Source organism: Aeromicrobium sp. 10G20-16, assembly GCF_055809665.1.
In genome coordinates this window covers 700,675-712,130 of record NZ_CM147919.1, presented here as the reverse complement: position 1 = coordinate 712,130, position 11,456 = coordinate 700,675, and the positions used below count along the sequence as shown (strand labels likewise).

Annotated in this window: 13 protein-coding genes and 1 pseudogene; 13 read left to right on the top strand and 1 reads right to left on the bottom strand. The window is 69.9% G+C overall.

The window, feature by feature from the left end; translation table 11 throughout:
* The first annotated feature begins 31 nt into the window (after positions 1–31).
* The 11 genes and pseudogenes from ftsZ to AC0L5F_RS03460 all read left to right on the top strand — a co-directional run bounded on the left by ftsZ (position 32) and on the right by AC0L5F_RS03460 (position 8,366).
* A pseudogene (ftsZ, locus tag AC0L5F_RS03510) lies at positions 32–1,277 on the top strand (cell division protein FtsZ).
* 9 nt (positions 1,278–1,286) lie between these two features.
* Positions 1,287–2,015 carry a purine nucleoside phosphorylase YfiH/LACC1 family protein gene (locus tag AC0L5F_RS03505; protein ID WP_473315228.1) on the top strand — a complete coding sequence of 243 codons (729 nt, stop codon included), beginning with the start codon at positions 1,287–1,289 and terminating at the stop codon, positions 2,013–2,015.
* The gene (locus tag AC0L5F_RS03500) at positions 2,012–2,731 is read left to right on the top strand and encodes a YggS family pyridoxal phosphate-dependent enzyme (RefSeq protein WP_473315226.1); all 720 of its coding nucleotides are present in this window, start codon (positions 2,012–2,014) and stop codon (positions 2,729–2,731) included. Before AC0L5F_RS03505 ends, AC0L5F_RS03500 begins: the two co-directional genes overlap by 4 nt.
* A 49-nt stretch (positions 2,732–2,780) precedes the next feature.
* A complete protein-coding gene (locus tag AC0L5F_RS03495; protein WP_473315225.1) occupies positions 2,781–3,296 on the top strand; it encodes a cell division protein SepF in 516 nt (171 codons plus the stop codon).
* Between the two features lie 11 nt (positions 3,297–3,307).
* Positions 3,308–3,598 carry a YggT family protein gene (locus tag AC0L5F_RS03490; protein WP_473315224.1) on the top strand — a complete coding sequence of 97 codons (291 nt, stop codon included), beginning with the start codon at positions 3,308–3,310 and terminating at the stop codon, positions 3,596–3,598.
* Between the two features lie 134 nt (positions 3,599–3,732).
* Positions 3,733–4,515, top strand: coding sequence for a DivIVA domain-containing protein (locus tag AC0L5F_RS03485; protein ID WP_473315222.1), 783 nt, complete (start codon positions 3,733–3,735; stop codon positions 4,513–4,515).
* A gap of 110 nt (positions 4,516–4,625) precedes the next feature.
* Positions 4,626–5,027, top strand: a complete 402-nt coding sequence (locus AC0L5F_RS03480) for a TraR/DksA family transcriptional regulator (protein ID WP_473315221.1) — start codon at positions 4,626–4,628, stop codon at positions 5,025–5,027.
* Positions 5,000–5,539 carry a signal peptidase II gene (locus tag AC0L5F_RS03475; RefSeq protein ID WP_473315220.1) on the top strand — a complete coding sequence of 180 codons (540 nt, stop codon included), beginning with the start codon at positions 5,000–5,002 and terminating at the stop codon, positions 5,537–5,539. The genes AC0L5F_RS03480 and AC0L5F_RS03475 overlap by 28 nt, the downstream gene beginning before the upstream one ends.
* Positions 5,540–5,565: 26 nt before the next feature.
* On the top strand, positions 5,566–6,507 hold the full coding sequence (locus tag AC0L5F_RS03470) for an RluA family pseudouridine synthase (RefSeq protein ID WP_473316137.1): 942 nt from the start codon (positions 5,566–5,568) through the stop codon (positions 6,505–6,507).
* Between the two features lie 35 nt (positions 6,508–6,542).
* Positions 6,543–7,058, top strand: a complete 516-nt coding sequence (locus AC0L5F_RS03465) for a VanZ family protein (protein ID WP_473315219.1) — start codon at positions 6,543–6,545, stop codon at positions 7,056–7,058.
* A gap of 84 nt (positions 7,059–7,142) precedes the next feature.
* A complete protein-coding gene (locus AC0L5F_RS03460; RefSeq protein ID WP_473315218.1) occupies positions 7,143–8,366 on the top strand; it encodes a pyridoxal phosphate-dependent aminotransferase in 1,224 nt (407 codons plus the stop codon).
* Between the two features lie 3 nt (positions 8,367–8,369).
* On the opposite strand, the gene AC0L5F_RS03455 is transcribed toward AC0L5F_RS03460, so the two are convergent.
* Complete coding sequence (locus AC0L5F_RS03455) at positions 8,370–9,485, bottom strand: hypothetical protein (RefSeq protein ID WP_473315217.1); 1,116 nt, start codon at positions 9,483–9,485, stop codon at positions 8,370–8,372.
* A gap of 158 nt (positions 9,486–9,643) precedes the next feature.
* Between AC0L5F_RS03455 and AC0L5F_RS03450 the strand changes: the two genes are divergently transcribed.
* Entirely contained in the window at positions 9,644–10,615 is a 972-nt protein-coding gene (locus AC0L5F_RS03450) for an ATP-binding cassette domain-containing protein (protein ID WP_473315216.1), read from the top strand.
* The gene (locus tag AC0L5F_RS03445; RefSeq protein ID WP_473315215.1) at positions 10,612–11,412 is read left to right on the top strand and encodes an ABC transporter permease; all 801 of its coding nucleotides are present in this window, start codon (positions 10,612–10,614) and stop codon (positions 11,410–11,412) included. Before AC0L5F_RS03450 ends, AC0L5F_RS03445 begins: the two co-directional genes overlap by 4 nt.
* The last annotated feature ends 44 nt before the right edge of the window (positions 11,413–11,456 follow it).

Here is an 11,456-nt window from a genome sequence, read left to right as displayed (position 1 = left end):
CACGCTCCACCCGCACCGAAAGGCACACACGATGGCGGTCCAGAACTATCTGGCGGTGATCAAGGTCGTCGGCATCGGCGGCGGCGGCGTCAACGCCGTCAACCGCATGATCGAGGTGGGTCTCAAGGGCGTCGAGTTCATCGCGATCAACACCGATGCCCAGGCGCTGCTGATGAGCGACGCCGACGTCAAGCTCGACGTCGGCCGCGACTCCACCCGCGGGCTCGGCGCCGGCGCGAACCCCGAGATCGGCAAGCAGGCCGCCGAGGATCACGCCGAGGAGATCGAGGCGGCCATCCGCGGCGCCGACATGGTCTTCGTCACCGCCGGCGAGGGCGGTGGCACCGGAACCGGTGGCGCTCCCGTCGTGGCTCGCATCGCCCGTTCGCTCGGCGCCCTGACCATCGGTGTGGTCACCCGGCCGTTCAAGTTCGAGGGCCGCAACCGGTCCAACCAGGCCGACCACGGCATCCAGGCACTGCGCGACGAGGTCGACACGCTCATCGTGATCCCCAACGACCGGCTGCTGTCGATCAGCGACCCGAACGTCAGCCTGCTCGACTCGTTCCGTCAGGCCGACCAGGTGCTGCACCAGGGCGTCTCCGGCATCACCGACCTGATCACCACGCCCGGACTGATCAACCTCGACTTCGCCGACGTCAAGTCGGTCATGTCCGACGCCGGCTCGGCCCTGATGGGTATTGGCTCGGCGCGAGGCGAGCACCGCGCGGCGGTCGCCGCCGAGAGCGCTGTCTCCAGCCCGCTGCTCGAGGCGTCCATCGAGGGTGCCCGCGGTGTGCTGCTGTCGATCTCCGGTGGGTCCGACCTCGGCCTGTTCGAGATCAACGAGGCGGCCGGACTCGTGGCCGATGCCGTGCATCCCGAGGCCAATATCATCTTCGGCGCCGTCATCGACGACGCGCTCGGCGACGAGGTGCGGGTCACGGTCATCGCCGCGGGCTTCGACGGCGGCGAGCCCAAGACCCGCGACTCCGCGCAGCCTGCCCTGCTCAAGGAGGTCGAGAAGCCGACCCCCGAGCCGCCGGGACTGCGTGACACCCCCACGGCCGGCAGCTACGCGCCGGATCCGATCCTCGATGCTCCGGCCGACCGGCCGGCGGCAGCCGATCCCACCCCGGCCCCCGCGCCGGCCAAGCCCCAGGGTCCGGACGTCACGCCGGAGCCGATGGCGGTCGAGTACGACGACGACCTGGACGTCCCCGACTTTCTGCGGTGACCCGGCGGTCCTGACCCGGTCCGGCCGACACCGCCCGTAGGCTGGACGGGTGTTCTGGCATCGCGAGACCCGGGGGAGGGTCGAGATCGCCTTCACCGACCGGTTCGGCGGCTCGAGCCAGGGCCCGTTCAGCTCGCTGAACCTGGGCAGTTCCGCTGGCGACGACGCTGAGGTCGTGGTGCGCAACCACGCCGCGCTCGCGGAGGCGATGGGCGTCGAGGGGCTGCACTCGATGTCGCAGGTGCACGGCGCCGAGGTCGTCCACGCCGATGTGATCCGAGCCGACGGCTCGGGAACTGTGCCGGTGTGCGACGCCCTGGTCACCGACCGTGCCGCGCTGCCGCTGCTGGTGCGCGTGGCCGACTGCGTGCCGGTGCTGCTGGCCGACGAGCACGCCGGCGTCGTCGGGGCCGTCCATGCCGGGCGAGTGGGTCTGGTCGCCGGTGTCGTGCCCGCAGCGGTCGACGCCATGCGCCAGCGCGGAGCCACGACGCTCCACGCGTGGATCGGTCCGCGCGCCGGCGCCTGCTGCTACGAGGTGCCCGAGCAGATGGCCCACGACGTCGAGCGCGTCGTGCCCGGTACGCGCGCGACCACCACGTGGGGCACGGCGTCGGTCGACGTCGGGGCCGGCGTGGTGAACCAGCTGAAGGCGCTGGACGTCGTGGTCGAGGACCTCGGTGCCGGCACCTGCACCATCGAGGACGAGGACCTGTACTCCTACCGGCGCCAAGGGGTCGCGTCCGGTCGGTTCGGAGGGGTCGTGGTCCTGCGATGAGCGCGCGAGGCGACGAGCTCGCGGCAGGGCTGGCCGAGACCGAGCACCGCATCGTCGAGGCGTGTGCGGCGGCGGGGCGACCCCGCGAGGACGTCACGCTCATCGTCGTGACCAAGACCTACCCGGCCTCCGACGTCGACCTCTTGGCGGACCTGGGGGTCCGCGAGGTGGGGGAGAACCGGCACCCGGAGGCTCAGCTGAAGAGGGAGGAGGTCGCCGAGCTGCGTGCCACACATCCCCAGACGCTCCCGCGCTGGCACTTCCTCGGGGGCCTGCAGACCAACAAGGCCGGCGCGGTGGCGCGGTACGCCGACCTCGTGCACAGCGTCGACCGTGCCAAGCTGGCTCGATCGCTCGATCGCGGCGCCGAGGCGGCGGAGCGCGTGCTCGGCTGCCTCGTGCAGGTCGACTTCGACACCACCGACCCCGGGCGCTCCGGCGTCCCGCCAGCCGGAGTGGCCGAGCTGGTCGAGATCATCGCTGCTGCCGAGCACCTGCGACTCGACGGCGTGATGACCGTCGCGCCGCTCGGCGAGGATCCGCGGCCGTGCTTCGACCAGCTGGTCCAGATCAGCGAGCGCCTCCGCAGCACCCACCCCGACGCGGCCGTCGTCTCCGCCGGCATGAGCGCGGACCTGGAGCACGCGGTGGCCGCTGGTGCGACACACCTGCGCGTCGGGCGCTCGATACTCGGAGAACGGTCCTCGACCCGGTAATCTCAGCGGTGTCATTCAGTCACACTGAGCACACGCGGATGGAGTCATCATGGCTGGCGCAATGCGTAAGGTCGGCGAGTACCTCGGCCTGGTCGAGCAGGCCGACTACGACGACTTCGACATGGATTTCGAGGACGAGCCGCAGGTTGCCGAGCCGGCACGCCCGGCTCCGGTGCGTCCGGCTCCCGTGGCCAGCATCGAGGAGCGCCGCTCCGAGCGCCGCGAGCGTCGCGGACCCTCGACTCCGGTGCGCTCGAGCGCCGCGCCTGCCCCCTCGGCCACCGACCTGGCGCGCATCGAGACGGTGACACCGCGCACCTACAACGACGCTCGCACGGTCGGCGAGGCCTTCCGTTCCGGCGTCCCGGTCATCATGAACCTGTCGGAGATCGACGATGACGACGCCAAGCGGCTGGTCGACTTCGCCGCCGGCCTGATCTTCGCCGTGCACGGCACGATCAACCGTGTGACCGCCAAGGTATTCTTGCTCTCTCCGGCCAATGTCACCGTCAGCGACGAGGACAAGCAGCGACTCGCTTCGGGCGGTTTCTACAACCAGAGCTAGTAGGTAGACCTGTGCAGACCATCGGTGGAGTCCTGCAGTTGATCGTCTGGATCGCCATCGTGATGCTGTTCGCTCGATTCGTCCTCGACTGGGTGCAGATGCTGGCCCGCAGCTGGCGTCCGCGCGGCGCCGTGGCCGTCCTGTGCGAAGGCATCTACTCCTCGACCGATCCGCCGCTGCGTGCCATCCGCGGGGTCATTCCGCCGATTCGCCTCGGTGGCACCGTCCTGGACCTGTCGCTGATGGTGCTGTTGTTCTCCCTCTATATCCTGATGCAGATCATCGCCGTCGTCTTCCGCTGAGCGTTCTGGTGGGCGTGACGGCCGGGGCCGATCACGCCTGATCCGGAGACGGATGTGGCAGAAGTGACTCCCGGCAGAGTACGGTGTTCCTTCAAGAGTCCTTCTGGACTGCCCCGACCACCGAGGTGTGACTAATGCCATTGACGCCAGAGGACGTGCGCAACAAGCGCTTCACCCCCGTCCGTCTTCGTGAGGGCTACGACATGGGCGAGGTGGACCAGTTCCTCGACGAGGTCGAGGCCGAGCTCGAGCGCCTCACGGTCGAGAACGAAGAGCTTCGCGCCAAGGTCGCTGCCGTCTCCAGCGGCGAGCCCACCGGCCTGATTCCTGCCCTCGAGTCCACGCCTCCGGCGCAGACCGAGCCAGAGCCGGAGCCGGAGCCGGTGCTGGAGGCCACCCCGGCGGCCCCCGCGGCCGCCCCGGCGGTCGAGGCTCCTGCTGCCGCAGAGCCGGCGGCGCGTCCGAGCATGGGCGACGCGTCGTCTGCTGCCGCCCGACTGCTCGAGATCGCGTCGACGAACGCCGACCAGCTCATGGAAGCGGCCAAGGACGAGGCCGATCGCGTGGTCGGCGAGGCCCGCACCAAGGCCGAGCGCATCACCAACGAGGCGCGCGGCAAGGCCGACCGGCTCGAGACCGATGCCCGCATCCGTGCGCAGAAGCTGGACGACGAGACCAACGAGCGCCGTCAGCAGGCCGTGTCCACGATCGAGCGCGAGCGCTACGAGATCCAGCGCGAGGTCGAGCACCTGCGTGCCTACGAGCGCGAGTACCGTGCCCGGCTCAAGAACTACTTCCAGAGCCAGCTCGACCAGCTCGCCGCGAACGAGAGCACCTCGTCGCAGCCGGTGCAGACGCCCGCAGACTCCGGCCCCCGCCGACTGCGTTCGCTGCTCGGTGACGAGGACTCGTTCTGAGCGTCTGAACCCGTCCACGCAGGGCCCGCACCGATCGGTGCGGGCCCTTCGTGCGTGGAACCGCGGCGGGTTGATTTGTCTTCCGCCTCCGCCGGGTCTAATCTCCCCGCATGCCGAAGACCAAGCTCGCCGTGCGCGGCGACGAGAAGCCCTGGACCGCAGCCGAGACGAAGTCGGTCCGAACCGAGCTCGAGGGCGACCTCGATCGCCTGCGGGCCGAGCTCACCGCATCCGCCAAGGACCTGCAGGATCTGCTGCGCGACGGGGTCGACGGCGCTGGCAACGACCAGGCAGATGTCGGTTCCAAGGGCCTCGAGCGCGACGCCGAGCTGTCCCTCGCCGCGAACCAGCGCGAGCTGCTGCTGCAGACCGAGAAGGCCCTCGGTCGACTCGACTCGGGCAGCTACGGACAGTGCGAGTCCTGCGGTGAGCCGATCGGCAAGATGCGACTGATGGCGTTCCCGCGTGCCACACTGTGCATGACATGCAAGCAGCGCGAGGAGCGTCGCTGAGCTCGCTCGGCGAACCACGTCCCACCCCCCGCAGCGCCGTCGGTCTGTTCGCGGCCGTCACCATCGTGGCGCTGGTGCTGGACCAGGCGACCAAGATCGCCGCGGTGCACCTGCTCGAGGGTGAGCCCCCGGTGCCGGTGATCCCGGGGCTGATCCAGCTCAACTTCCTGCGCAACCCGGGTGCCGCCCTCGGTACCGGTTCGTCGGTCACGGTGGTGCTCACGGTCATCGCGATCGCGGTGTCGGTGGTGGTGCTGCGCATGGCGTCGCGTCTGCGTGATCGTGGCTGGGCCGTGGGACTGGGCCTGCTGCTCGCCGGCGCCGTCGGCAACCTGTCCGACCGACTGTTCCGCGCCCCGGGTGTCTTCCGCGGCGAGGTCGTCGACTTCATCGACTACGGCCCGTTCGTGGGCAACGTCGCGGACATCGCGCTCACGATCGCGGCGATCCTGATCATCTGGCGGACCTTCCGCGGCATCGGCATCGACGGCACCCGCGAGGCCCCGAAGTGACCGGTCCGGCCGACGACGCGGCGGCGATGGACCACAAGGTCGTCCACGTGCCGGAGGGACTCGCCGGCGAGCGCGTCGACAGTGCGTTGGCGCGCCTGCTCGGTCTGTCCCGCACCCGTGCCAGCGAGCTGGTGGCTGCCGGTCACGTGCGACTCGACGGCGCCCTGCCCGCCAAGTCCGACCGGGTCGAGGCCGGCGCCCTGCTCGAGGCGTCGATCCCGGCGCCGCGGGTCGCAGCGGTCGTCGCGCACGAGGTCGAGGGCATGCGCATCGTCCACCAGGACGAGGACATCGTCGTGGTGGACAAGCCCGTCGGCGTCGCGGCCCATCCGAGCGTCGGCTGGGACGGCCCCACGGTGCTCGACCACCTGTCGGGCGTCGGGGTGCGGATCTCCACGTCCGGTGCCGCCGAGCGACAGGGCATCGTGCACCGCCTCGACGTCGGCACCAGCGGTCTGATGGCGGTGGCCAAGTCCGAGCACGCGTACACGGTGCTCAAGCAGGCCTTCCGCGACCGGGTGGTCGACAAGACCTATCACGCGCTGGTGCAGGGCCACCCCGACCCGCACACCGGCACCGTCGACGCGCCCATCGCCCGGCACCCCAAGCATGACTTCAAGTTCACCGTGAAGGCCGGGGGACGGGCGAGCATCACCCACTACGACACCCTCGAGGCGCACCGGTTCGCCAGCCTGCTCACGATCAAGCTGGAGACCGGCCGCACGCACCAGATCCGGGTGCACATGAGCGCTCTGCACCATCCGTGCGTGGGCGATCTGATGTACGGCGCCGACCCCACGCTGGCCGCCCGGGTGGGACTGGATCGGCAGTGGCTGCACGCCAAGGCGCTCGGATTCACGCACCCACGGTCGGGCGAGTGGGTCACCTTCTCGTCGGAGTACCCCGACGACCTGTCGCACGCCCTCGAGATCGTCCGCACGATCGACGACAACCCGCATCCTCGTTGACCGGGTCCGCGCGGCTGTTCGGCGAGGTGCCGGCGATGCCGATCGTCGTGCCCGTGGCGGTGGTGGTGTTCGGCTTCGTGGTGTGGCGGCTGAAGCGCCGCGGAGAACTGTCACCGATGCGCGTCGCGCTGGTCGCCTTCGCCTGCGTCTACGGGGCCGGCGTCGTGGCCAACACGGTCTTCCCGATCTACCTGGACATGCCCGGTGGCGGCGGCCGGACCTGGTCGTCGTCGCTCAGCGTCCGGCCGTTCGTGGACTACGAGCTCGCCGACGCGGTCGAGAACGTCATCGTCTTCCTGCCGGTCGGCATCCTGGTGGCGCTGGGCGCCGCGAGGCCCTCGGTGAGCAGGGCGACGGCGATCGGCGCGCTGTTCAGCCTGCTGATCGAGGCGACCCAGTACGTCAGCGGTCACCTGTGGCGAGGTGGCCACGTCGCCGACGTCAACGACCTGTTCTTCAACGTCGTGGGTGCGATGGCGGGCTACGGGCTGGTGGCGAGCGCCAAGCGTCTCGTCCGTGCCGCGGGTCGTGCAGGTTCCCGAATCCAGTAGGGCGGCTGCGGCGACCGTGCGCCACTCGGGAGGCGAAGCGCACCACTCGCCGGGGTGCGGGCCCACGGGTGGAAGACTGTGGCCATGAGTCCTGTGGTGCGCCAGTCCGCGAAGCTGAGGGATGTGCTGTACGACATCCGTGGCCCGGTCGCGTCGCGAGCTGCCCAGCTGGAGGCCGAGGGCCACCGCATCCTCAAGCTCAACATCGGCAACCCGCAGCCGTTCGGCTTCGACGCGCCCGCCGAGATCCTGCAGGACATGATCGCCGGGCTGCCCGCGTCCGCCGGCTACTCGGACTCGCGCGGCATCCAGTCGGCCCGCCGCGCGGTCGTGCACCACTACCAGCTGCAGGACGGCTTCCCGGCCATCGACATCGACGACGTCTGGATCGGCAACGGTGTCTCCGAGCTCATCCAGATCGCCCTGCAGGCGCTGCTCGACAACGGCGACGAGGTGCTCATCCCGGTACCTGACTATCCGTTGTGGACCGCCGTCACCAACCTCGCCGGCGGCGTCCCGGTGCACTACCGGTGCGACGAGGACAACGAGTGGAACCCGGACCTGGCCGACCTGGAGTCCAAGATCACCGATCGCACCCGGGTCATCGTGGTCATCAACCCCAACAACCCCACGGGTGCGGTGTACTCGCGCGAGACGCTGACCGCGATCGCGGACCTGGCCCGCAAGCACGACCTGATCCTCATGGCCGACGAGATCTACGACAAGATCCTGTACGACGACGCCGTGCACATCCCCATGGCGAGCATCGCCGAGGACGTGCTGACCCTGACGTTCAACGGCCTGTCCAAGGCGTACCGCGTGTGCGGGTACCGGGCCGCCTGGCTGGTCGTCACCGGCCCGCTCGAACGCGCCGGCGACTACCTCGAGGGCATCACCCTGCTGTGCTCGATGCGGCTGTGCCCGAACGTGCCGGCGCAGAACGCCATCCAGGTCGCCCTCGGCGGGTATCAGTCGATCAAGGAGCTGATCCTGCCCGGCGGTCGCCTGATCGAGCAGCGCGACACCGCGGTGGGGGAGCTGCGCAAGATCCCCGGCGTGAGCGTCGTCCAGCCCAAGGGAGCGCTGTACGCCTTCCCGCGGCTCGACCCCGAGGTGCACCCGATCAAGGACGACCAGAAGCTGGCGCTCGACCTGCTGGAGTCGGAGAAGATCCTCATCACGCAGGGCACCGGCTTCAACTGGCCCGATCCCGACCACCTGCGCATCGTCACGCTGCCGTGGGCCCGCGACCTGGCCGAGGCCATCCAGCGTCTCGGCAGCTTCCTGAGCAGCTACCGGCAGGACTGAGCCTCAGGAGTCCTGACCGCCACCGCCGCCGTGACCGCCACCGCCGCGGGCGGCGCGACGGACGTCGCGAGCACCGTTGTCGTCGATCTCGCGCAACCGGTCGGCGATCTCCGAGCCGGCCTTGCGGGCGTGGTTGAGGTCCTGGCGCAGGTCGTCGAAGTGCTGCGTCCACGAGCGCTGGAACCCGTCGCTGCTGCCCACCCGCTGGTCGTCGGGCAGCATGCGGCCCTCGCGGATGCCGAGGCGGATCTCGCGCAGCTGACCGGCAGCCTGGTCGATCGACTGCGCCGCCTGGTGGACCTCCTGCGCGACCGATCGGATGTCTTCAGGGCCGGAGATGACGTTGGCGTGCTCCGTCTCGGTGTCGTCGACCTCGGCGACGTTGGCATGGGCGACGGCCTTGTCGCTGCGGTGCAGGTGGTCGGACATCTGCTCGTCGGCGCGGTGCACCCGGCGCATCGTCTCGGTGAGGTCCTCGAGCACCTGGTTGACCTGGTGGCGGTAGGTGGTCATGGCGCGATCGAGGTCGCCGTCGACGAGCATGGCGTGGGCCTGCTGCCCGCCACCGCCGGTGCTGTAGTTGACCCCTGACAGCCGGTTGATCGCCTGCTCGTGCCGCTGTGCGACGTCCTCGTCGATGCTGTGGATGAGGGAAGCGACGTTGATGGGGTCGTCGTCGGCCCCACCGTGCTTGCCGCCGCCGTGTCCGTCGTGCTGCTCGGCCTTGGTGGCCTGACGGCGGCTCTGCTCGCCCTGGACCGCCTCGCGCAGGTCCTCGCGGGCCTGTCGCCACCTGGAGCGCAGCTCGTCGAGGTGGCCGTGCGCGTCGGCGAGCAGGTCGGCCTGGTGCTGCACGGCATCGCACAGCTGTTGCAACGTGTCGGAGTCGGCCTGCAGGGTCTGACCGGTCCGCCCGGCGACGCGCGACAGGGAACGCACCGTGCGCCCGCGCCGGTCCTCGGGGGCGTCGGCGTGGCGCAGCTTCTTGCCGATGTCGTCCAGCTGCTGGCACAGGTCGCGCAGCGCGTCGGCCGCGCGACGAAGCCGCTGAGGCTCGCCGGGAATCTGGATCGTGTCGGGTCCGATCGGACCGACCATGAGCTGTGCCTCGACAGGCATGGAGCACCCCCCTGGGCGAGTCTGCGTGTCACATTTGTACCACCGCGCGTCCGCGCGGCGCCACACGTTCGGGGTCGAGTGGATTTCTGTCAGTGGTGTTCGGCAGGATCAAGCCCGACGGCTAACCCACACCACCGAGAGGCGATCCGATGGCGGACATGATCACGGCGACAGGCCTGGTCAAGCGGTACAAGGAGGTCGAGGCGCTCAAGGGCCTGGACCTCAGCGTTCCCGAGGGCCAGGTGCTGGGCCTGCTGGGCCCCAACGGCGCCGGCAAGACCACGGCGGTGCGCGTCCTGGCCACCTTGCTGTCTCCCGACGCGGGCACGGCGCACATCAACGGCATCGACGTGCTGGCCGACCCCGACGGCGTGCGCCGCAACATCGGGCTCTCGGGGCAGTACGCCGCCGTCGACGAGCACCTCACGGGGTACGAGAACCTCGACATGGTGGGCCGTCTGTACGGCCTCGGTCGGGCCAAGGCCTCGGCCCGGGCCCGCGAGCTGCTGGAGCGCTTCGCCCTGTCCGATGCCGGCGACCGCCCGTCGAAGACCTACTCCGGTGGCATGCGTCGCCGACTGGACCTCGCGGGCGCGCTCGTCGCGGCGCCACCGGTGCTCATCCTCGACGAGCCCACCACGGGCCTGGACGTCCGCAGCCGCCAGCAGATGTGGGGCGTGATCAAGGACCTGGTGGCAGGTGGCTCCACGGTGCTGCTCACCACCCAGTACCTGGAGGAGGCCGACATGCTCGCCGACGACATCGTCGTCATCGACCAGGGCAGGGCCATCGCCCACGGCACCGCCGACGAGCTCAAGGCGCAGACCGGCGGCGAGCGCATCGAGCTGGTCCTCGGCGACGTCAACCACCACGACGAGGCCAAGCAGATCCTCGCCGGGGTCGCCCGCGGCGACGTCCGCGTCGGCGACAACCGGCGCGACCTCTCGGCCTCCACCGAGGGCGGCACCGGTCCGCTGGTGCGGGTGCTGGGCGAGCTCGATCGCGCCGGGATCGGCGTCCTCGAGGCGGGCCTGCGGCGCCCCACCCTCGACGACGTGTTCCTCACCCTCACCGGCCACGCGGCCGACGACGACTCCGACACCACCACCCACGAGGAGATCACCTCATGACCACGCTCGCCAAGACCGCCAGCGACGGTTGGGTCGTCGCCAAGCGCAACGTCATCAAGATCGTCCGGGTCCCCGAGATCATGGTGTTCGTCCTGATCTCGCCCATCATGTTCGTGCTGCTGTTCGCGTTCGTGTTCGGCGGCGCCATCAACGTGCCCGACGGCGTCAACTACCGCGAGTTCCTGGTGCCCGGCATCTTCGCCCAGACGGTGGTCTTCGGCGCCACCTTCACCGGCGCGGGTCTGGCCGAGGACATGCAGAAGGGCATCATCGACCGGTTCCGTTCGCTGCCGATGTCCAGCTCGGCGGTGCTCGTCGGGCGCACCACGTCGGACATCATCTACAACCTGATGTCGCTGATCATCATGGCGCTGACCGGCCTGGTGGTCGGCTGGCGCATCCGCGAGGGCTTCTTCGACGCCGCCATGGCCTTCATCCTGCTGCTGCTGTTCGCCTACGCGATCAGCTGGATCATGGGGTGGGTCGGGCTGCTGGTGCCGAGCGTCGACGTGATCAACAACGCGTCGTTCATCGTGATCATGCCGCTGACGTTCGTGTCCAACGCGTTCGTGCCGACGTCGTCGTTCCCGTCGGGCCTGAAGCAGGTCGTGGAGTGGAACCCGGTCTCCACGCTGACGCAGGCCTGCCGCGAGCTGTTCGGCAACGCCGAACCGGTCGTCGACGGTCCGTGGTCCCTGCAGCACCCGGTGATCTACACCCTGATCTGCACGGTCGTCATCGTCGCGATCTTCGCCCCGCTGGCCATCCGCCAGTACGCCCGGGCGAGCACGCGCTAGGTGTCGTCGTGGTGCCCGGCGTGCCTGCGCCGGGCACTGCGCGA